At 45.1% G+C, this 22,018-nt stretch carries 17 protein-coding genes and 1 rRNA gene; 9 read left to right on the top strand and 9 right to left on the bottom strand.

Annotated features, from left to right (window positions below; translation table 11 throughout):
* From ACKA06_RS11990 to dnaA, 9 genes are all read right to left on the bottom strand, one after another.
* Positions 1–60 (bottom strand): 16S ribosomal RNA (locus ACKA06_RS11990); the annotation flags it as partial.
* Between the two features lie 341 nt (positions 61–401).
* Entirely contained in the window at positions 402–1,514 is a 1,113-nt protein-coding gene (locus ACKA06_RS11985; protein WP_198259070.1) for an HD-GYP domain-containing protein, read from the bottom strand.
* Positions 1,515–1,699: 185 nt separating this feature from the next.
* A complete protein-coding gene (gene gyrA / locus ACKA06_RS11980; RefSeq protein WP_198259071.1) occupies positions 1,700–4,249 on the bottom strand; it encodes a DNA gyrase subunit A in 2,550 nt (849 codons plus the stop codon).
* 326 nt (positions 4,250–4,575) lie between these two features.
* Complete coding sequence (gene gyrB, locus ACKA06_RS11975; protein WP_032087235.1) at positions 4,576–6,498, bottom strand: DNA topoisomerase (ATP-hydrolyzing) subunit B; 1,923 nt, start codon at positions 6,496–6,498, stop codon at positions 4,576–4,578.
* A 47-nt stretch (positions 6,499–6,545) separates the two neighbouring features.
* Entirely contained in the window at positions 6,546–6,800 is a 255-nt protein-coding gene (gene remB / locus ACKA06_RS11970; protein ID WP_032087143.1) for an extracellular matrix regulator RemB, read from the bottom strand.
* 9 nt (positions 6,801–6,809) lie between these two features.
* Entirely contained in the window at positions 6,810–7,928 is a 1,119-nt protein-coding gene (gene recF, locus ACKA06_RS11965; protein WP_032087142.1) for a DNA replication/repair protein RecF, read from the bottom strand.
* 17 nt (positions 7,929–7,945) lie between these two features.
* Positions 7,946–8,164, bottom strand: a complete 219-nt coding sequence (yaaA, locus tag ACKA06_RS11960; RefSeq protein WP_411159750.1) for a S4 domain-containing protein YaaA — start codon at positions 8,162–8,164, stop codon at positions 7,946–7,948.
* 335 nt (positions 8,165–8,499) lie between these two features.
* A complete protein-coding gene (gene dnaN / locus ACKA06_RS11955; protein ID WP_058299811.1) occupies positions 8,500–9,636 on the bottom strand; it encodes a DNA polymerase III subunit beta in 1,137 nt (378 codons plus the stop codon).
* Between the two features lie 498 nt (positions 9,637–10,134).
* On the bottom strand, positions 10,135–11,478 hold the full coding sequence (gene dnaA, locus ACKA06_RS11950) for a chromosomal replication initiator protein DnaA (protein WP_032087139.1): 1,344 nt from the start codon (positions 11,476–11,478) through the stop codon (positions 10,135–10,137).
* Between the two features lie 1,193 nt (positions 11,479–12,671).
* Here dnaA and rpmH point away from each other — a divergent pair.
* The 9 genes from rpmH to ACKA06_RS11905 all read left to right on the top strand — a co-directional run bounded on the left by rpmH (position 12,672) and on the right by ACKA06_RS11905 (position 21,857).
* A complete protein-coding gene (rpmH, locus tag ACKA06_RS11945; protein WP_071617052.1) occupies positions 12,672–12,806 on the top strand; it encodes a 50S ribosomal protein L34 in 135 nt (44 codons plus the stop codon).
* Between the two features lie 107 nt (positions 12,807–12,913).
* Entirely contained in the window at positions 12,914–13,285 is a 372-nt protein-coding gene (rnpA, locus tag ACKA06_RS11940) for a ribonuclease P protein component (protein WP_032087137.1), read from the top strand.
* Positions 13,286–13,565: 280 nt separating this feature from the next.
* Positions 13,566–14,351, top strand: a complete 786-nt coding sequence (spoIIIJ, locus tag ACKA06_RS11935) for a YidC family membrane integrase SpoIIIJ (protein ID WP_032087136.1) — start codon at positions 13,566–13,568, stop codon at positions 14,349–14,351.
* Complete coding sequence (gene jag / locus ACKA06_RS11930; protein WP_032087135.1) at positions 14,348–14,965, top strand: RNA-binding cell elongation regulator Jag/EloR; 618 nt, start codon at positions 14,348–14,350, stop codon at positions 14,963–14,965. Before spoIIIJ ends, jag begins: the two co-directional genes overlap by 4 nt.
* Positions 14,966–15,670: 705 nt before the next feature.
* Positions 15,671–17,056, top strand: coding sequence for a tRNA uridine-5-carboxymethylaminomethyl(34) synthesis GTPase MnmE (gene mnmE, locus ACKA06_RS11925; protein ID WP_411159749.1), 1,386 nt, complete (start codon positions 15,671–15,673; stop codon positions 17,054–17,056).
* Positions 17,057–17,110: 54 nt separating this feature from the next.
* The gene (gene mnmG, locus ACKA06_RS11920; protein ID WP_411159748.1) at positions 17,111–19,003 is read left to right on the top strand and encodes a tRNA uridine-5-carboxymethylaminomethyl(34) synthesis enzyme MnmG; all 1,893 of its coding nucleotides are present in this window, start codon (positions 17,111–17,113) and stop codon (positions 19,001–19,003) included.
* 19 nt (positions 19,004–19,022) lie between these two features.
* Positions 19,023–19,739 (top strand): 16S rRNA (guanine(527)-N(7))-methyltransferase RsmG, encoded by a 717-nt coding sequence (rsmG, locus tag ACKA06_RS11915; protein WP_411159747.1) that lies wholly within the window; start codon positions 19,023–19,025, stop codon positions 19,737–19,739.
* A 149-nt stretch (positions 19,740–19,888) separates the two neighbouring features.
* The gene (noc, locus tag ACKA06_RS11910; RefSeq protein WP_411159746.1) at positions 19,889–20,755 is read left to right on the top strand and encodes a nucleoid occlusion protein; all 867 of its coding nucleotides are present in this window, start codon (positions 19,889–19,891) and stop codon (positions 20,753–20,755) included.
* A gap of 334 nt (positions 20,756–21,089) precedes the next feature.
* Positions 21,090–21,857, top strand: a complete 768-nt coding sequence (locus ACKA06_RS11905) for an ABC transporter permease subunit (protein WP_197669851.1) — start codon at positions 21,090–21,092, stop codon at positions 21,855–21,857.
* Positions 21,858–22,018: the final 161 nt, after the last annotated feature.

The following is a 22,018-nucleotide window of genomic DNA, read 5'->3' as shown; positions in this document are numbered from 1 at the left end:
TTGCATGTATTAGGCACGCCGCCAGCGTTCGTCCTGAGCCAGGATCAAACTCTCCGATAAAAGTTTGAATAGCTCTTTTTTGTAACGATATTCGTTACGGTAAATCTAGAATTAACGTTGACGTATTGTCTTGTTTTGTTCAGTTTTCAAGGTTCAATTCGTTGCGCCTGCTCCGTTTGAAGCGACTTTATTAATATATCATCTTGTCCGACTTTCGTCAACACTTTTTTATTATTTCGCAAAAACATTTTTTAACGAATCAATATGTAATGTCTCTCTCTTTCGGACAACAAATAATAGTATACATGCCTTCAAGCAGTTTAGCAAGGTTTTTTTATAAAAAATAACCCGGGAAAATTCAGACCCCTCCCGGATGATAGAAATGCCATGTTTATATAGCCTTAACCCAATACTTCCGTAATATAAATATCCTTACTCAGCGAGAGATCAAGCAGTTCTTCACTGTTGTTCAGTTTCACAATCGGCTTCGTGTAGATATTGGTTTTTGTATAGACTACTTCACCGTAATCCCCCGTTGATAGTCTTACAGCTGTCCCGATATCCAAATCACCCATCAACTGCATGAGTGCGTTTACTACTTTTATATCAAATTTGCCGAAGAGATCTTTGCTGATCATGTCCAGCACCTTAAAGACCGGCTGCCGGTTTCGATAGATTCTCTCCGAGGTCATGGCATGGAACACATCGGCGATTCCGATGATCTGTGAATACAAATGGATGCGGTCGCTCTTTTCAGAAGTCGGATAGCCTGTCCCATCGAAACGCTCATGATGCTGGAAGATTGCAAGTTTCGCTTCTGGTTTCAATAGAGGGGAATCCTTTACCATTTTATATCCGTTTGCTGTATGAAGTTTGATTTCTTGAAATTCACTTTCAGAAAGGGGCTTCTCTTTTTTTAAGATGGTTGATGATACTTTTGCCATCCCGCAGTCGGCCAGTACACCTGCCAGGGCGAGTTGATTGACCTGTCCGCTGTTAAGCCCTGCTTTCTTTCCGAGCATGGCGCTTATGATGCTGACTGCAAGGGGGTGATGATAGATATAGTCTTTTTTCGTAGAGTACTGGTTCAATGAATAGAGCAGGAATTTATTCTGTTCGATCGTGTTAATGAGGGGAAGGGTGATTTCCCTCATCTTCGCAATATTGATCGGCATCCCTGATTGCCAGTTCGTGAATTCTTTTTTGAATTCACCGACGCTTTCCAAATAGATATTGATGAAGCCTTTGTCCGTCCCGATCTCATGTGATCCAGTTCCTGCAGGTTGATCTGCTTCTGAAGCATCCGGCTGGGATGGGAGTTGTTTAGACCTGTGGTGACGGCCGTCCGCTTTTGTTTTCTCAATTTCGATTTCAGTGATATTGAATGCCCGGAGGACTTTGATATGTTCATCTGTTAATACTGTATTTTTTGGAATGATTGGGTTTGATGTCATTCCCATGACCTCTTTTTCCAGAATACAGCCCGCTTCCACTTCGTCTCGATGCACTTTCATGTTATTACACCTCAAATCATCCTTTTCTATATAGGTTTATTTTACCAAATTAAAGGCATATTGGTTTATTTTTTGTAAAGTTATTTTTTATTGAAATAACGTTCCCCTGCTTGCACAACCATCTTTGTACAAAAAAAGCTATTCCCTGAAGAAGATGACTTCCTCAGGAAATAGCTTTTCTTTATTTATTCTTCTGAATCATCGGTTGATTCGTTATGGTCTTCTATATTGTCTTCAGCTGGTTCGTTGCCTTCAGCTGTCTCTCCGTCTTCGGATGTTTCAACAGGGGCTTCTGTTTCTTCATCTTCTTCTTTTTCCACTTTGGCTACTGTAGAAACGAATTCACTTTCCTGAAGACGGATCAGTTTGACACCCTGGGTGTTACGTCCGGTTGTGGAGATATCATTGACGTCCATACGGATCAGGACTCCGTGGGCGGTGATGATCATGAGATCTTCTTCGCCTGTCACGGCTTTGACGGCAACCAGTTCACCGTTACGTTCGGTGACGTTGCATGTCTTCAGTCCTTTACCGCCGCGGGTCTGGACTCTGTATTCACTTGCAGGTGTACGTTTACCATAGCCGTTGACCGTTACGACCAGGATATCGCTCTTCTCTTCAAGGATCTCCATGCCTACGACGATATCGTCATCGGAGAGGTTGATCCCTTTAACACCGGTTGCGGTCCTTCCCATTGAACGGACATCGGTTTCAGGGAAACGGATCAGCATTCCTTTTTTCGTACCGATAATCATGTCTTTGTCACCGTCGGTCAATTTGACGGAAATCAATTCATCATGTTCCCTGAGGTTGATGGCAATCAGTCCGTTGGTACGGATGTTGGCAAAATCAGAGACAGGCGTACGCTTGGAGATGCCGTGCTTGGTCGTAAAGAACAAGTACCAGTCATCCACGAACTCTTCTACGCGGATCATCGCGTTGATCCACTCGTCTTTCTCTACGCCGAGCATGTTGATGATCGGAAGTCCTTTTGCCGTACGGCTGAATTCAGGAATTTCATACCCTTTGGCACGGTATGCTTTCCCTTTGTTCGTAAAGAACAGGATTGTATCATGGGTGGATGTTGTGAGCAGATGTTCAACAAAGTCATCACCCGTCGTGCCCATCCCCTGGATTCCCCGTCCGCCGCGCTTCTGGCTGCGGTAAGTGGAAACAGGAAGGCGCTTGATGTAGCCGTTGTGAGTAAGTGAAACCACGATGTTTTCACGCGGGATCAAATCTTCATCTTCAATATTTTCAATTCCGCCTGCAACGATTTCAGATCTTCTTTCGTCGTTGAAGCGTTCTTTGATTTCAATGAGCTCTTCCCGGATGATTTCAAGTACTTTTTCATCGTCGGCCAGGATCGCTTTCAGTTCAGCAATCAGTTTTACAAGCTCCTGATATTCATCTTCGATCTTTTCGCGTTCCAGTCCTGTCAAGCGTTGGAGACGCATATCAAGGATTGCCTGTGCCTGCTTGTCAGACAGCGAGAATTGCTCCATCAAACCTTGTTTCGCGAGGTCCGTCGTCTGGGAACCGCGAATGAGGGCGATGATTTCATCAATATGATCGAGCGCAATCCGGAGACCCTCAAGGATGTGGGCTCTTGCTTCCGCTTTACGCAATTCAAACTCGGTTCTGCGGCGGATGACAACGCGCTGGTGATCCAGATATTCCACAAGGCACTGCTTGAGGTTCAACACTTTCGGCTGACCTTTGACAAGGGCAAGCAGATTGATCCCGAAGCTTGTTTGAAGTGCAGTCTGCTTATATAGGTTGTTCAGCAGGACATTCGCATTGGCATCTTTCCTGACTTCGATGACGATACGCATACCGTTACGGTCGGATTCATCGCGAAGATCCGTGATGCCGTCGATCTTCTTGTCACGGACTAGTTCCGCAATTTTTTCAATCAGTTTTGCTTTGTTGACTTGGTAAGGGATCTGATGGACGATGATCGTTTCTTTCCCGTTGCTCTTCTGTTCGATTTCGACACGGGCACGCATCGTGATGGATCCTTTACCTGTTTCATAAGCGCGGCGGATGCCGCTTCTTCCGACAATCAAGCCGGCAGTCGGGAAGTCCGGGCCATGAATGTGTTCTGTCAATTCCTGGATTGTGATGTCAGGATCTTTACTTAATGCAAGGATCCCGTCAACCACCTCACCAAGATTATGAGGCGGAATATTCGTCGCCATTCCAACAGCGATACCTGACGATCCGTTCACCAGAAGGTTTGGGAAACGGGCCGGCAGTACTTCCGGTTCGCGTTCGCTGCCATCATAGTTATCTTTGTAGTCGATTGTATCTTTATTGATATCACGGATCAGTTCCATCGATATCTTGGACATGCGTGCTTCTGTGTAACGCATCGCTGCCGCAGCATCCCCGTCGACAGAACCGAAGTTTCCGTGGCCGTCGACAAGCATGTAGCGATAGTTGAAATCCTGAGCCATACGCACCATCGTGTCATATACCGCTGAGTCACCATGGGGGTGATACTTACCGATAACTTCACCGACGATACGGGCAGATTTCTTGTATGCTTTGTCCGCTGTCATCCCCAGGTCGTTCATCGCGTATAAAATACGGCGATGGACCGGCTTCAATCCGTCACGGGCATCGGGAAGGGCACGGGAAACGATAACGCTCATCGCATAATCCAGGAATGAGGTGCGCATCTCATTACTTATATTAATCTCTTTAACATTTGATTTTGGTGTTTCGGCCATAGTATAAGGGACCTCCTTTTAAAGAAAGATTTGGACCTTTCTCTTTGTTAACCTTGTCCGCTATGTAAAAGACAGGATAGATTGATGTGTCTATCCTGCTTTTTCTCTAAAATGTTCTGGTAAAAACGGGCCGTTGATTTCCGCTGCGGACGATGGCTTTCCGCGGGGCGGGCGGTGAGCCTCCCCGGCGCTTTACGCCTGTGGGGTCTCACCTGTCCCGCGCATCCCGCAGGAGTCGAGCGTCCTCCGCTCCAATCAACTAAGCAGTGCAGTCAAAGGTATATTTAAATATTTGCTAATCGTCTATTGAAAAGTCAAAACCAATCCTAAATATCCAGGTTCTTAACGTAAGCAGCATTCTCTTCAATGAAGTTACGTCGAGGTTCTACTTTGTCACCCATGAGGATTTCAAAGGTTTCATCGGCTTCGATGGCGTCCTGCAGGCTTACTTGAAGCAGTGTTCTTGATTCAGGGTCCATTGTGGTTTCCCATAGCTGCTCAGGGTTCATTTCCCCTAGACCTTTGTAACGCTGGATACCAGGTTTCGGTGTAGGTGAAATTTCTGCCAGGATGCGGTCGAGCTCTTTATCGTTGTAGGCATATTCGATTTTCTTGCCCTGCTGAATCTTATACAACGGCGGCTGAGCGATGTAGATGAATCCTGCTTCGATGATCTGTCTCATATAACGATAGAAGAACGTCAGGAGAAGCGTACGGATATGGGCACCATCGACATCGGCATCGGTCATGATGACGACTTTATGGTATCTCGCCTTGGAGATATCGAAGTCTTCCCCGATCCCTGTACCGAGTGCCGTGATGATCGCTCGGACCTCATTGTTCGACAGGATCTTGTCAAGGCGTGCCTTTTCAACGTTGATGATCTTACCGCGCAGCGGAAGGATCGCCTGGAAATGACGGTCACGGCCCTGCTTGGCAGATCCGCCGGCTGAGTCACCCTCAACGACATAGATTTCACTGATGCCCGGGTCCTTTGAGGAACAGTCCGCCAGTTTACCTGGCAGGCTTGAGATCTCAAGTGCACTCTTACGGCGTGTTAGCTCCCTTGCTTTCTTCGCGGCCATACGCGCACGTGCAGCCATGAGTCCTTTTTCGACCACTTTCCTTGCCACGACCGGATTCTCCAGGAGGAATGTTTCCAGATGTTCAGAGAACAGTGAATCCGTGATCGTCCTTGCCTCTGAGTTCCCCAGTTTCGTCTTTGTCTGTCCTTCGAATTGGGGATCCGGGTGTTTGATCGAGATGATGGCTGTCAAACCTTCACGAACATCCTCACCGGAAAGATTGGCGTCACTTTCTTTGAAGACGTTATTTTTACGCGCATAATCATTGATGATACGGGTCAGGGCCGTCTTGAATCCCGACTCATGCGTCCCGCCTTCATGGGTATTGATGTTATTCGCGAAAGAATAGATATTGCTGGCAAAGCCGTCATTGTACTGAAGGGCGATTTCAACCGTGATATCGTCCTTTTCACCTTCAATAAAGATCGGCTCTTCATGGATGACTTCTTTCGAACGGTTCAAATGCTCTACATAGGATTTGATTCCGCCTTCGTAATGATAATCTTTGCGCTTTCCTTCACCGCGCTTATCTTCAATGCTCAACTGAATGCCTTTATTCAAGAAAGCCAGTTCCCGAATACGATTCGCGAGTGTTTCATAGTCATATTCAGTCGTTTCTGTGAAAATTTCAGGGTCAGGGGTGAAGTGGGTGATGGTTCCCGTCTTGTCGGTTTCTCCGATCACCTTCAAATCAAAACTCGGTATGCCTTTTTCAAACTTCTGATAGTGAATTTTCCCGTCCCGGTGGACATGCACTTCAAGTTCTGTTGAAAGGGCGTTGACGACAGACGCACCGACACCGTGGAGTCCTCCGGATACCTTGTATCCTCCGCCGCCGAATTTACCGCCTGCGTGAAGCACGGTCATGATGACCTCTACAGCCGGGCGTCCCATCTTTTCATGAATCCCGACCGGAATTCCGCGACCGTTATCGGTAACGGTGATGCTGTTGTCTTCTTCAATGATGACTTCGATTTCATCACAATATCCGGCAAGTGCTTCGTCGATACTGTTATCCACGATTTCCCACACCAAGTGATGCAGACCTCTTCCGCTCGTTGAACCAATATACATTCCTGGTCGTTTACGTACGGCTTCCAATCCTTCTAAAACCTGAATCTGATTTTCATCATAGGATTGACCTTGTGCTTGTTTTTGTTCCATAGCCATGCCGATTCACCTACACTTTCTAACCTTTCGGGCTTGTATTCCTATAATAAATTCTCATAGTTTGAGTATTTCTTTGATCGTTTCTTAAGCGTGCTGGATGCCAGCGGGGAAAGATACAATTGATTTTTCGTGATAACGAGAGATTTATATGAACCCTTTGCAAGATTACAAAGGTGATTATCTTTATTTTTTAAAAAGAGCTGTAATTCTTCTGAAAACTGTACGGTGTCCCGATCGATGATTGCGATGATATCGTCGGTCCGGACCATGACATCTTCTCCGACATGAATGTACAATGCAGCACCTCATTTCAGTCTTTTCATAGTTCCCGCTTCCACTTCGAACTGTGCCGCCTCGTTAAGCGTCTGATGGTCGATCCCGTCAACATTGGTGGTCGTGACAAAGGTCTGTACCTTGCCTTGTATGGTGTTGAGCAAATGGGACTGACGGTAATCATCGAGCTCCGACAGCACATCATCCAAAAGGAGGATGGGATATTCTTTTATTTCAGAATGGATGAGTTCGATTTCTGCCAGTTTCACAGAAAGGGCCGTTGTCCGCTGCTGCCCCTGCGATCCGAAGGTCTGGACGTCGCGTCCGTTCACGATGAATTGCAGGTCATCACGGTGCGGGCCTGCCAGGGTGACGCCGCGATCAATTTCCCGCTCGCGTATCCCCTCGAATTTCCGTTCGTATACCTCTACCATTTTTGACCATTCTTGATCATCTGATACATCCAAAGACGGTTTATAAAGGATTTCCAGCGTTTCGAGGTTCCTTGAGATCCCTGAATGGATCGGCTTTGCCCAACTTTCGAGCAGCTGGACGAATTCAAACCGCTTCTTGACGATCTTGACGGCGACTTCAATGAATTGTTCCGTCAGGACCTCGAGCATCGTCTGATCGGTCTGTTTCCTCGTCTGCAGCAGTTTCAAATAATGGTTCCGCTGTTGTAATATTTTTTGATATAAGCTGATATCATGTAAATAAACAGGCGAAACCTGCCCGATTTCCATATCAATAAAACGACGCCTAACTTGAGGGCTCCCTTTTACCAAATGGAGATCTTCAGGCGCAAACATGACAACATTCATATTACCGACATATTGACTCAGCTTCTGCTGTTCAAGATGATTGCACTTTGCTTTCTTGCCCTTTTTTGAGAGTACAAGTTCCAAAGGCAGCGGTCCGTTATATTTTTGAATCCTGCCTTTTATTTTAGCATATTCCTCGTCCCAGCGGATTAAATCTTTATCATTCGACGTCCGGTGGGATTTCGCCATCGCAAGCACATAAATGGACTCCATGATATTCGTCTTCCCCTGGGCATTCTCCCCGAGGATGACATTCACCTTATTCTCGAAATCCACTTCAATCGAATCGTAGTTCCGATAATTTTTCAGTTCCAATTGTTCAATAAACATGGACATAACATCCTTTTTTATTCTGCGGCAACCACAAAAACCCCTACTTCCGGAATCTCGACTTTATCGCCGACCGCAAGCTTTCGTCCTCTTCTCTGGTCCTGTTCGCCATTTATGTATACCTCGTATTCACTCAAAAACCATTTAGCCATGCCTCCGGATTGAATCACGTCGGCAAGTTTCAGGAACTGCCCGAGCGTGATGATCTCCGTTGAAATCGTGACTTTTTTCTCCACTAAAATCACTACTTTCCGTATAAAGTCTCTAATATCTTATTTTACTCTAAATCTCCTTAAGTCACAACTAACGAAAGATAGAAGGGCTATAAGCTTACTGGGAGACGAAAATGAAGACGGAATAGTATCAGGGAATAAGCACTCGGAAATTTTTCGGGGAATGCGGACGAAAAATGGGATTTGCGGACAATTTGTTTGATATACGGACAAAAACCAGCGGATTCGGACTATTTTTATGAGTTTACCGACAATTCGACAAGAATTACCATTTTTCACAACACATTTCATAAAAGAAAAAACCGATACCTTTTCAGGGGGTATCGGTTTTTACACTACTAATACGTTCTAACCGGAAGGATCAGTTGAAGGATCGAATCGTCATGAAGCGGTTTTAAGACGAACGGTCTCATTGCTCCAGTGAAATTCACATATATCTCGGTTCCTTCGATCGCTTTCAGTGCATCCATCATGTATTTCGCACTGAAGGAAATCTTAAGTTCTTCCCCTTCGACAGATTGACTTTGAACCTGCTCGATGACTTTTCCGATTTCAGGTGTATTGGAGGAAATCTCGATCATTCCGGCATCAAGGGTCGAAAGTTTCACGACATTATTGCGCCCTTCCCTTGCCAATAGCGAGGCACGGTCGATCGCCTGCAAGAATTCCTTCGTTGTCAGCGTCAGTTCCGTCTTTGTATCGGACGGGATCAAACGGCTCGTATCAGGATAGTTCCCTTCAAGAAGTCTTGAGAAGAATAAAAGATGTTTCGCTTTGAACAGCACCTGGTTTTCAGTAATGACGATTTCAACCGGCTCGTCCGTGTCATCAAGGATTTTGTTCAACTCATTCAAACTCTTACCCGGGATGACGATGTTATAAGACGCATCATGGTTCGTTTCAATCGGAGCCTTTCTCATTGCCAGCCTGTGGCTATCTGTTGCAATACAGCTCAGCTCGCCGTTTTCGATCTGACAGTTTACACCTGTCAAGATGGGGCGTGTTTCTGAGGTGGACACTGCGAACACAGTCTGTCTGATCATCGTCTTTAGAAGGTCTGTGGAAACTTTGATTCCATTTCCTTCTTCAATCTGAGGCAGATGAGGATATTCTTCGGGATCCAATCCATTCAGGTTGAATTCAGCTTTGCCGGAACGGATGACCGTCTGGAAGTGATTCAAGACTTCGATTTCCACCGTGTCTTTAGGGAGCTTCTTTACGATTTCACTGAAAAACTTAGCCTGGAGGACGATTCCGCCTGTTTCCTGGATTTCTACAATCTCTGAACCATCTTCTTCAGCAGGGATGAAGGATTCAATGGAAATATCGGAGTCGCTTCCTGTAAGGGTTACGCCGTCTTCGGTTGCTACGATTTTGATTCCTGTAAGGATAGGGATCGTGGTTCTGGACGTTACTGCTTTCATGACATCTTGAACGCTTTGAACAAGATCGTCCCTCTGAATAACAAATTTCATGATTATTTCCTCCAATTTGCACATAATTTTTTGGACTGAATCATATATTAATAATTTATTTAAAAAAGTAATAGTACTAGTAGGGCCTGTTGATATGTGGATAAGTGTGTGAATTGAACGGAAACACAGCCTATCCACATGTGGACAGACTGTGTGCTAGTTGGTCTCGGTTATCAACAGTATTCAGTTTTGAAAAAACTATTAATAGGTATAGCAGAATTAGATACACTTCTAAAACCGCTAATGATTTCCGTGCAAGACTACGCTTTCCGCGGGTGCCCTGTGAGCCTCCTCGGCTTCGCCTGCGGGGTCTCACATTGGCCACTTTTCCCGCAGGAGTCTTCGTCTTGCACTCCAATCAACCGCTGAATCTAGTTAAATTCATTAATAGAATTCTAAAAGAGCATTTAATATCCGGTTACCCGATCCAACTTGTTATTTCAATTTCCCCTTGGGCTGAAATAGTCTATCAACTTCCAAGCAGCCTTCTCAAACTTATTACTTAAGAGAATCCCTGATGTCTTTCAGCTGCTGCTGGAGGAGGGCGTCTGCTCCGAGCAGGGTGCTGATTTTTTCGTGGGCGTGGATGACGGTTGTGTGATCGCGGCCGCCGAATTCTTCGCCGATTTTAGGCAGGGAGGAATCTGTCATTTCCCTGGATAGATACATGGCGATTTGACGCGGGAATGCGATGGATTTTGTTCGTTTCTTCGCTTTGAAATCCTCGATTTTCACGTTGAAATGCTCGCCGACTACGCGCTGGATCTCCTGGATTGTGATTGCCTTCGGCTTTGAACTAGGAATGATATCCTTCAATGCCTCTGCCGCGAGATCTGCGTTGATATCTTTATTGATAAGCGATGAGTAGGCAACGACCCGGATCAGGGCGCCTTCAAGCTCTCGGATGTTCGTGTCGATTTGATTGGCAATATATAGCATGGCTTCATTCGGGATATCCAGGCCTTCCGCTTTTGCCTTTTTCCTTAAAATCGCGATTCTCGTTTCCAGATCAGGTGGAGTGATATCGGTGATAAGGCCCCATTCAAAGCGGGAACGCAGACGGTCCTCGAGTGTCGGGATTTCTTTAGGAGGCCGGTCACTTGAGATGACGATCTGCTTGCTTTCTTCATGCAGTGTATTGAATGTATGGAAAAATTCCTCTTGTGTCTGTTCTTTACCGGCCAAGAATTGAATATCGTCAATTAACAGCACATCTACGCTCCGGTATTTGTTGCGAAAATCGACCGCTTTGTTGTCACGTATGGAGTTGATGAACTCATTCGTGAACTTTTCGGAAGATAAATAGACCACTTTTGCAGCAGGATTATGTTCGAGCACATAATGACCGATCGCATGCATCAAGTGAGTCTTCCCCAGGCCGACACCCCCGTAGATAAATAACGGGTTGTAGGCTTTTGCAGGTGCTTCCGCCACTGCCAATGATGCAGCATGGGCGAAGCGGTTGCCTGAGCCGATGACAAACGTATCGAATGTATATTTGGGATTCAGCATGTTCTGGTTCAGATCATACTGATCATCGTCTTTTGATGCCTTTTTCGGCGGGACTGGAATATCAAACTCTTCCGGCTCCTGATTCTGGGGAATAATGAATTTGACGACCAGTTCTTCGCCGGTTATGTCATACAGCACTCCTGAGATTAACTGAGAATAACGACCTTCCAGCCAATCTCTCGCAAACTCATTCGGAGCGGTAATCACAAGAGTATCCCCTTGGATGGAGTGAGCCTTCGTCGATTTCAGCCATGTGTCGAAGCTTGGCTTACTGATTTTCTTTTCGATATTTTCCAAGGCTTTGCTCCAAAGATCCCCGATATTCTCCAAACCTGATCCCTCCTTTTCTTTATCTTTGTCCGGCAGAAATGCCAGTTTTTCGTGCGTGTACAATCTCTGTATAACTTGTAAACGATGTAAATCTCGTCATCTTATAAAAATACAATGTACTGAATGTGGAGAATATATATAATAAGGAAAGAAAATGGTTAGTCGACAATATCCACCACCTGTGGACAAGGGTTTACAAACCATCTGAATAAGTTACCCACATGATATCCACATTTTGTGGATAAGTAAATTTCGTAATTGCAGTTATCAAGAGTGAAAACACAATAATCATATCAAAATATCCTTAGAGGTGCAATGGTTTTTAAATTTTATCCACAACCCCTGTCAGCTGTGGAATTAAATTGTCCACAAGGAGTTAACTTGTGAAAAACCTGTCAATACCTGCTGTGGATAAATAAAAATCATGTCGAAATCTATCCACAGGGTGATTTTTTTGGAGTTGAGAGAAATTTTGTAGAAGGAATTAAGAGAGGGAAAAAATTATTGAGGAGTTTTATTTCCGCTTATGATTTCCGTGCAAGACTTCGCTTTCCGCGGGTAGCCCGTGAGCCTCCTCGTCACATTCGTTCCTGCGGGGTCTCACTTGTCCAGCTGCAGGGCTCTGAGCAAAGCTCTTCCGCTTTTCTAATAAGCTACTCTTCCCGCAGGAGTCTTCGTCTTGCACTCCAATCAACGCTAGATCCACTAGATATATAGACACCACTTATCCCCCAGTAAAAAATTAATCTGTCTACATTAATAAGTTATATTTCTATATTAGAAAAGATATAATTCATCTATAAATAAGAGAAAGGCATTTCCCGCTGACTACTAGTGATTTTTATTACAATCTATATTAAAAAGACAGAGTGGATTGGAGCTGGAGGCATTTGACTCCTGCGGGAAGAGAGAAAAGGTCGAGACCCCGGAGGCGGAACGCCGAGGAGGCTCGACTTTCTCCCCGCGGAAAGCAAATGCCTCCAGCGGAAAGGAACCGTCGACGATTTAGCTGTCCACTCCGGAAATTATAAGCGGCAATTGGAGCATTAAAAAAAGATTCAATAATCCATTAGTAAATTTTACATAACCAAAAATAAAATGATATGAGTGTTGACTTTTTATGGTTGTCGTCTTTATAATAGTGGAGAATGTCTTTAACATATGAAGATGAACCCTTCAGGGAGGTGCAATAGATGAAAAGAACGTTTCAACCAAATAGACGTAAAAGAAGTAAAGTACACGGTTTCCGTGCGCGTATGAGCTCTAAAAACGGACGCAGAGTATTAGCTCGCCGCCGTGCTAAAGGAAGAAAAGTATTATCTGCTTAGACCACTGAACTGACTCAGTGGTCTTTTTTTCTAGTAAATGGGCAAAAATGATTAAGATCTTCTATTAAATGAAAGACTTAAGAAAAACAAAAAAACAGGTGTGGGTTATGAGGAAAGAACAGCGAGTTAAGAAAAACAAAGAATTTCAAGAGATATTTAAAAAAGGGACATCGTTTGCAAACAGGCAATTTGTTCTTTATTCCTTAAAACAGGAAGAAGCCCAGCCTTTCCGGATCGGGATTTCCGTGAGCAAAAAAATCGGGAATGCTGTGTGCCGGAACAGAATCAAGCGGTACATCAGGCAGGCTTTCTTAGAATTGCGTGAAGACGTTCAGGATAACCACGATTATTTAATCATCGCCAGGAAACCGGCGGCCGACATGGATTTTCATGAAGTGAAAAGCAGCATCACGCATGTTTTAAAGCGTGGAAAAGTTTTGAAAAAGACTTCTTATGGCAAAAATGATAGAAAAAAGTAAAAAAGTATTTACTATTTAGACAAGTTTCAGCATCACAAGCCTTTGAAAAGATGTTACAATACGAAGGATTGTACTTTTTAAGAACGGGTTGGGGTAATTGTATCCCCGGCTATTGAAAGAAGGCTGTTTTCTGCTAGATTGCACTTGTTCTTGCACCGGATAGCTTGATTGGTTTGGGAGAGTGTGAAAGCTATAATGGGTGCACGGATTAGCAATATACTGAAAACATAATACGCTGAGTACGCCTTGAAGAAACATATTAGTTGGGAGGAAAATAAGGGTGAAAAAGAGACTGATAGCCCTGATGGCAATTATCGGGCTAATGACTGTTTTATCCGGCTGTTCAGAATATAATCAGCCAATCACACCTGAGAGTACAGGTTTTTGGAATGAATATATTGTATGGCCATTATCACAATTAATTACGATGGTAGCGGATTGGTTCAATGGTTCTTATGGTCTGGCGATCATCATCGTCACATTGATTATTCGTTTAGCCATCTTACCGTTAATGATCAAACAAACGAAGAACTCAAAAGCGATGCAGGCACTTCAGCCTGAAATGAAAAAGCTTCGTGAAAAATACAGTTCTAAAGATGCACAGACTCAACAAAAACTTCAACAGGAAACAATGGCATTATTCCAGTCACACGGAGTCAATCCTCTGGCAGGGTGTTTCCCATTGATCGTCCAAATGCCGATCCTGATCGGATTTTATCACTCAATCGTTCGTACAAGAGAAATTGCAGAACATAATTTCCTTTGGTTCGACCTTGGTGAACGGGATATCATCCTTGCGGTCGTAGCCGGTATCACAACATTCATCCAGCAAAAGCTGATGATGGCGGGTACAGCGGATCAAAACCCTCAAATGGCGATGATGCTTTACATCATGCCGGTGATGATCGTGATTTTTGCAATCAACTTCCCATCAGCACTTGCGCTGTACTGGGTAATCGGTAATATCTTCATGATCGTTCAAACGTACTTCATCAAAGGTCCGGATATCAGAGAAGTACAAGCTGCGAAAGCAAAAGCCGGTGGTTCGGGAGGAAAGAAAAAGTGAGAGAAGTGAAAGCGACTGGTCAAACGGTGGAAGAAGCCATTGAATCAGCCTTGTCTCAACTGAACATCACCAAAGAACAAGCAGAAATTGAAGTGTTAGATCAAGGTAAAAAAAGTCTGTTCGGACTGTTCGGGGGCAGACCCGCATCCGTCCAGGTAAGGAAAGCAATTGATCCGGTGGAGACAGCGAAAGAATTCTTATTATCTGTTGCCCGTGAGATGGGAGTGGAGGCTTCCATCGATGTGGAGGTAAACGGAAGAGATGTAGAATTCCGTTTATCCGGTGAAAAAATGGCCCTTCTGATCGGAAAACGGGGGCAGACATTAAATGCACTTCAGCATTTGACCCAATTGGCAGCGAACAAGGAGTCCGACCAGTTTTTAACCATACTTTTGGATGCCGAAAACTATCGTGAGCGCCGACGCCAGACCCTGACGAACCTCGCAGAAAGGCTTGCGGATAAAGCACTGCGCACAAACCGCGCTGTTTCGCTTGAACCGATGCCTTCCTATGAACGCAAAGTGATCCATACCGCATTGGTCAATGCGAAAAAAGTGGACACCTATTCAGAAGGCCGGGAACCCAACAGATATATCGTGATCGCACCTAAATAAATTGAGAGAGACGATTCCTTTTTTGAGGGGTCGTCTTTTTTATTGTTTTTTATGGGTGGATGATAAATTGCCGCATGAATTGCAGCCGGTAGTTGGAGCAAGCGGCGAAATTTGTCGTTTTTTGGTTGGTCTCGTGGCTGAAACCAGGGGTATGGGGCGTTTTGATAATAAAATCGTTTTTTTTTTGATAATAAATCCTCTGTTTTTGATAATATAATCATCATTGCGGCTTCTCGCCCTATCAAAAATGTTTAAAAGAATGGAGATCCCCCCTTTTTTTTAATAGAATCCACAAAAAACTGCCGTTCATTGCCGTTTATTATCTTAAAAAGTCAAAAAAACTCTTCCTCAACTCACTCTCCCTACACCTACACAGATCCCATCTCTCTCTAGCGACAACCCAAAATCTAGTCCCGCTGCGGAAATAACCCCACACTAAAATCCTCCCTCCAGCCAAATCATTATTTCCGTCTCACCCGCCCTGTGGATATCCCTTTTTGACCCGCTTTATTGTTATTCACATGTGGATAAGTTAAAATAATAGAGATAAGATAAAATGATCTGTGGATAACGTGACGGCAAGGGAAATTAGTTTCTTTTGTATTAAATAGGTTTGTGATATTCTAATAATTTGGGGAAACTTTGCTCTCTGAATTTCATTCGTTCATATAGATTCAAAAACAACATTAAAGAGAGGTGATAAGAATGGAACTGGATACAATTGCAGCCATCTCGACACCGATGGGCGAAGGTGCGATCGCCATCGTTCGTTTGAGCGGGGATGAAGCCTTTGACATCGGAGCGAAAGTGTTCCGCGGGATGAAGGGGACGTCCATGAAGGAGTTTGCTTCCCACACGATCCATTACGGACATATCATCGATCCGGGCACAGAGCAGGTGGTGGAAGAGGTGATGGTCTCTGTGATGAGGGGGCCGAAAACCTTCACACGTGAAGATATCATCGAAATCAACTGCCACGGCGGATTGGTTTCGGTCAACAAAGTGCTTCAGCTTGTATTGAAGCATGGAGCGCGTTTGGCCGAGCCTGGTGAATTCACGAAGCGCGCTTTCTTGAACGGGCGCATCGACTTGTCCCAGGCAGAAGCGGTCATGGATCTGATCCGTGCGAAAACGGACCGGGCGATGAATGTGGCGCTGAATCAGATGGAGGGACGCCTTTCCAATCTGATCCGGAAACTGCGGCAGGAAATCCTCGAGACCCTGGCACACGTCGAAGTGAACATCGACTATCCGGAATATGACGATGTCGAAGAAATGACGCATACCGTCCTTCTTGAAAAATCAAGGCATGTACGGGACGAAATTGATAAATTGATCACAACATCCGAACAAGGGAAGATCCTTCGCGAAGGACTTTCCACTGTCATCATCGGACGTCCGAATGTCGGTAAATCTTCCTTATTGAACAGCCTTGTGCATGAAAATAAAGCGATTGTCACCGACATTCCGGGTACGACCCGCGACGTGATAGAGGAATATGTAAATGTACGCGGGGTGCCGCTCCGTCTTGTCGATACGGCGGGAATCCGCGAAACGGAGGACATCGTCGAGCGGATCGGTGTCGAACGTTCGAGACAGGTTTTGAAGGAAGCAGACCTGATTCTTCTCGTCCTCAATTATGCAGACGAACTGACACATGAGGATGAACAGCTTTTTGAAGCGGTGAAAGGGATGGACGTCATCGTCATCGTAAATAAGACGGACCTTCCGCAGAAGATCGACTTGGACCGGGTTCGCGAACTGGCGAAGGAACATCCGCTTGTGACCACTGCCCTTCTTGAAGAAGAAGGAATCGATGAACTTGAAGAAGCGATTTCCTCGCTCTTCTTTGCAGGATCCATCGAAGCGGGGGATATCACATATGTATCGAACAGCCGGCACATCGCCTTATTGAATCAGGCATCGCAGGCAATCAACGAAGCAATCAACAGTGTGGAAATGGGAACACCGATCGATATCGCGCAGATCGATCTGACAAGGACGTGGGAGCTGCTCGGTGAAATCATCGGCGACAGCGTCCATGAAAGCCTGATCGACCAGCTGTTCTCTCAATTCTGCCTCGGAAAATAAATTATTTTACAGGGGTGGCCAGTCGGCTCACCCGCAAGGAGGAAAAAATAAACCATGCAATATGACGCAGGACAATATGATGTCATTGTCATTGGTGCTGGACATGCCGGTGTCGAAGCAGGACTTGCTTCAGCCCGGATGGGAGCGAAAACGTTAATGGTGACCATCAATTTGGATATGGTTGCCTTCATGCCGTGCAACCCTTCTGTTGGAGGTCCGGCAAAAGGGATCGTCGTCCGTGAAATCGACGCCCTCGGCGGAGAGATGGGGCGCAATATCGATAAAACGCATATTCAGATGCGGATGTTGAATACAGGGAAAGGTCCGGCTGTCCGCGCACTCAGGGCGCAGGCGGATAAATTTCTCTATCAGCATGAGATGAAGCGCACGCTTGAAAACGAACCGAATATGACCCTTCTTCAGGGAATGGTCGAAGAATTGATCGTCGAAGACGGAGAGTGCAAGGGTGTCGTGACCATGACCGGTGCTGCTTACCGTGCGAAAACGGTCGTCATCACGACCGGGACATTCCTACGCGGTGAAATCATCCTTGGAGATCTTAAATACTCCAGCGGCCCGAACAATCAGCAGCCATCCATCAGGCTGGCGGATCATCTAAGGGAGCTTGGATTCGATACAGTCCGTTTTAAAACGGGGACGCCTCCACGCGTAAATTCATCATCCATCGATTATTCCAAAACGGAAATCCAGCCCGGTGATGATGTGCCGCGTGCATTCAGTTATGAAACGACAAAATATATCACGGATCAGCTTCCTTGCTGGCTGACGTACACAAATGAAGAAACTCATAAACTAATCGACGAAAATCTACATCGTTCTCCGATGTATTCAGGTATGATCAAAGGGACAGGCCCTCGTTATTGTCCGTCAATCGAAGATAAAGTGGTCCGTTTCCATGACAAGCCTCGTCACCAGATCTTCCTGGAACCTGAAGGGAGAAACACGCAGGAAGTATATGTACAAGGTTTATCAACGAGCCTTCCCGAAGACGTGCAGCAGAAAATCCTTTCCACGATCCCGGGTCTTGAAAAGGTACAGATGATGCGTGCAGGCTACGCGATCGAGTACGATTCCATCGTGCCGACACAATTATGGCCGACGCTTGAAACGAAAAAAATCAAGAATCTTTATACTGCAGGCCAGATCAACGGTACTTCCGGCTACGAGGAAGCTGCCGGACAGGGTCTGATGGCCGGCATCAATGCCGCCTGCCGGGCGCTTGATAAAGACGAAGTCATCCTCAGCCGTTCCGATGCCTATATCGGCGTATTGATCGATGACCTCGTGACCAAAGGGACAAATGAGCCTTACCGATTATTGACTTCCCGTGCGGAATACCGGTTATTATTACGTCATGACAACGCAGACCTGCGCCTGACGGATATCGGAAAGCGCATCGGCTTGATTTCCGATGAAAGATACGGACGTTTCACGGAAAAGAAAGAAGCGATCAATGCCGAGAAAGAGCGTCTGGAAAGCATCCGGATCAAGCCTGTCGAAGAGACGCAGGCGGTCATCCGTGAAGCCGGGGGCAGTGAATTGAAGGACGGCATCCTTGCAGCCGATCTATTGAAGCGTCCTGAAATGAATTACAGCCACATCAAACGCCTTGTCCCGAGCGAGGTCGAGCTTTCACCAGATGTGGAAGAACAAGTTGAGATCCAGGTGAAATATGAAGGATATATCGAGAAATCCCTTCAGCAAGTCGATAAGCTGAAAAAGATGGAAAACAAAAAAATCCCTGAAAACATTGATTATGAAGCGATCAGCGGACTGGCATCAGAAGCAAGGCAGAAACTGATCGAAGTACGCCCGCTTTCCCTGGCACAGGCTACAAGGATTTCAGGAGTCAATCCTGCCGACATCTCGATTCTGCTTGTGTATATCGAACAAGGGAAAATCGCGAAAGTTTCAGGCGATCAATAGGCAAAGGAAGGGTAATTGAATGAATATAGACCAGTTCCAATCCAGCCTGGAGGAGAAGGGGATCTCCCTTTCTCCCGGGCAATTAGATCAATTCGAACGTTACTATGAAATCCTTGTCGAGTGGAATGAAAAGATGAATCTCACGGCCATCACGGACAAGGAAGAAGTGTATCTGAAACACTTCTATGATTCAATCAGTGCAGCATTCTATATCGACTTCTCAGATGTCGTATCCGTATGCGATGTGGGAGCGGGTGCAGGGTTTCCGAGCATCCCCTTGAAAATCTGCTTCCCCCACCTGCATATCACGATTGTAGACTCATTGAATAAGCGGATCTCGTTCCTGAATCACTTATCAAATGAACTGGGACTCGAGAATACCAACTTCTTTCACGACCGGGCAGAGACCTTCGGGAAAAAGAAGGAACACCGCGAATCCTATGATATTGTGACGGCAAGGGCAGTCGCGAGAATGTCCGTACTGAGCGAACTTTGTCTGCCGCTCGTCAAAAAAGGCGGGTCATTCGTGGCAATGAAGGCTGCCAGTGCCGGTGAAGAAATGAACATAGGGAAAAAAGCGATTGCGACGCTTGGGGGCCAGACTGAAAAAGTCTTTTCATTTGTCCTTCCAGAAGAAGAAAGCGAACGGAATATCGTGAAAATAAACAAAGTGAAAGAAACACCTAATAAGTACCCGAGAAAACCGGGAACGCCGAATAAATTACCGTTGGAATAAGAACGGTCCCCATAGTGGTTCTGCTCTTATAGGAAAAATGGTATGCTTGAACTGTAATGATCCTGAGTGAATATGTCTAGAAGAGGCAGGAATTTGTCATATTTTAGAGAATCATAATATAGGGAGTTTCTTAAAGGTGGTGTAGGAAGATGAAGCATCCTTTCTCTCGTTTTTTTGGTCTGGGTGAAAAAGAGCAAGATGTTGAATCTGAAGAATCAAGTGTAGTGGAAGTGGAAGACCGCGATGAGGTGAAGAAGATCCCCGTAGCACAAATCGTTCCCAATCGCTTTCAACCAAGAACCGTTTTTAATGATGAAAAAATAGAAGAGCTGTCAAGAACCATCCACACGCATGGAATCATACAGCCGATCGTCGTCAGGCAGGCTGATGACGGACAATACGAAATCATCGCTGGTGAACGACGGTACAGGGCTGTTCAAAAGCTTGGCTGGGAAACCGTCCCGGCCATCGTCAAGAACCTCAGCGATACCGAAACGGCTTCAGTCGCTTTAATCGAAAACCTGCAGAGGGAAGAGCTTTCCCCGATTGAAGAAGCAATCGCCTACGGTAAATTGCTGGAGCTGCACAATTTGACTCAGGAAGCACTTGCTCAGCGCTTAGGAAAAGGACAGTCCACAGTGGCAAACAAGCTTCGTCTCCTAAAGCTTCCAGAAGAAATTCATCATGCATTATTGGATAAGAAAATTACGGAACGCCATGCGCGTGCATTGATTCCATTGAAAAAACCCGAAAAACAGATCCAGCTTCTCGGCGAAGTCATCGAGAAGAGCCTGAATGTCAAGCAGACAGAAGACCGGGTCGTGAAGATGCTGGAAGGCTCCGCCCCAAAACCGAAGCCGAAACGCAAGGCATTCTCAAAGGATATGCGCATAGCCGTCAATACAATCCGTCAGTCTCTCTCCATGGTGTCCGACAGCGGCATCAACCTCAACGCCGAGGAAGAAGAGCACGACGAATTCTATCAATTTACCATCCGTATTCCCAAAAAGAAATAGATTCATAAAAAGCGAGAAACAGAGATTTGTGTTTCTTGCTTTTTTATTTGCGTTTTTTTCGTTAAGGGCAATCTTCCCCTTGGATAACTAAATAACAGGTTGTCATAACAAGGAACTATATATTAACATGGTAATAATAATTGGATTTGTTTTCCAAAAACAACGTTAGGGGGATTGGATGGTCCAGAGATTCGCACGTTTTATGATCGTTCTGTTTGCTACTACAGTTAGTGTTATCAGTATTTGTCATTTACCCGCCCTTATTTTTAAAGATATTCCACCGCCAGCGGATCAACCTTTTGGGATGGAAAGAAAAGATTTAGGATTTTTTCCTGTGAACTTCTTTTCTGAGTTAAAGAAAACGTTCATAGAGTTGTATCACTTCACCGATATAAGTTATACAGCTCAGGGTACGAACGTCGAGAGGACGATATTTCCTTACATACTGGAATCATATACATATTCTCTCCTGCTCCTGTTTGTTTCACTATTTATCGCTTTGCTATTTGCGGTCCTGCTGACCACCGGAACCTTTTATTTACCAAGAAAGGTGCAGGATTCAGTCAAATATATACTGACGATTCTTGAAGCACTGCCCGATGTGTTTGTCATTTTCTCATTACAGCTCGGGGCTGTATGGGTATTCAAGCATACCGATTTTCTCATCACAGAACCCTATTCTGTGTCGGGACAAAAAATTTATCTGCTGCCTATCCTTTCATTATCCTTGATCCCTATGATCTATCTTTATAAAAATACCCTGATGATGTATGAGAATGAGCTGGGGAAACCTTATGTGGAGCTTAGTGTGGCAAAGGGGATGGGCAAGCTTCATATTCTGATCAAGCATGTTTTTCCAAACGTTCTTTACTCCTTTTTTTATAACTTAAAATATATGTATCTGCTGCTCATATCCAACATGATTATCCTCGAATATATGTATAATATTTATGGTATTTTACAATTCATGTCCAACCACCCCAGTTACGAAATCATATCAGCAGGATTGATCTTGCTCACACTTCCGCTGTCTGTCGTATTTTTTCTAATCCAATCATTTTTGCCGAAAGGGGTGGCGGTCTATGATCAAGCGACTCTTTAAAAGTGGGAGTTTTTTAACAGGTTTCTTGATTATCATATTTCTAATCGCAGGAAGCTATGTGAATAGTCACTTCTTTTATGAGGATACAGGACAAACTTCTCAGGAGGATTACTTAAACGTAAAGCCTCTTCCGCCATCCTGGGAACATCCCTTTGGAACTT

It is taken from the genome of Rossellomorea oryzaecorticis (genome assembly GCF_045897515.1).
Lineage (GTDB): Bacteria > Bacillota > Bacilli > Bacillales > Bacillaceae_B > Rossellomorea > Rossellomorea enclensis.
Note: the sequence above shows the minus strand (reverse complement) of the source record. Positions and strands in the feature narration are given on the sequence as shown.

Bases quoted from the DNA above. Each gene is read 5' to 3' on its own strand.
- rnpA (WP_032087137.1), top strand. From the start codon at position 12,914: ATGAGGAAAGAACAGCGAGTTAAGAAAAACAAAGAATTTCAAGAGATA.
- rpmH (WP_071617052.1), top strand. From the start codon at position 12,672: ATGAAAAGAACGTTTCAACCAAATAGACGTAAAAGAAGTAAAGTACAC.
- rsmG (WP_411159747.1), top strand. From the start codon at position 19,023: ATGAATATAGACCAGTTCCAATCCAGCCTGGAGGAGAAGGGGATCTCC.
- gyrA (WP_198259071.1), bottom strand. From the start codon at position 4,249: ATGGCCGAAACACCAAAATCAAATGTTAAAGAGATTAATATAAGTAAT.
- noc (WP_411159746.1), top strand. From the start codon at position 19,889: ATGAAGCATCCTTTCTCTCGTTTTTTTGGTCTGGGTGAAAAAGAGCAA.
- mnmE (WP_411159749.1), top strand. From the start codon at position 15,671: ATGGAACTGGATACAATTGCAGCCATCTCGACACCGATGGGCGAAGGT.
- gyrB (WP_032087235.1), bottom strand. From the start codon at position 6,498: ATGGAACAAAAACAAGCACAAGGTCAATCCTATGATGAAAATCAGATT.
- recF (WP_032087142.1), bottom strand. From the start codon at position 7,928: ATGTTTATTGAACAATTGGAACTGAAAAATTATCGGAACTACGATTCG.
- dnaN (WP_058299811.1), bottom strand. From the start codon at position 9,636: ATGAAATTTGTTATTCAGAGGGACGATCTTGTTCAAAGCGTTCAAGAT.
- ACKA06_RS11985 (WP_198259070.1), bottom strand. From the start codon at position 1,514: ATGAAAGTGCATCGAGACGAAGTGGAAGCGGGCTGTATTCTGGAAAAA.
- mnmG (WP_411159748.1), top strand. From the start codon at position 17,111: ATGCAATATGACGCAGGACAATATGATGTCATTGTCATTGGTGCTGGA.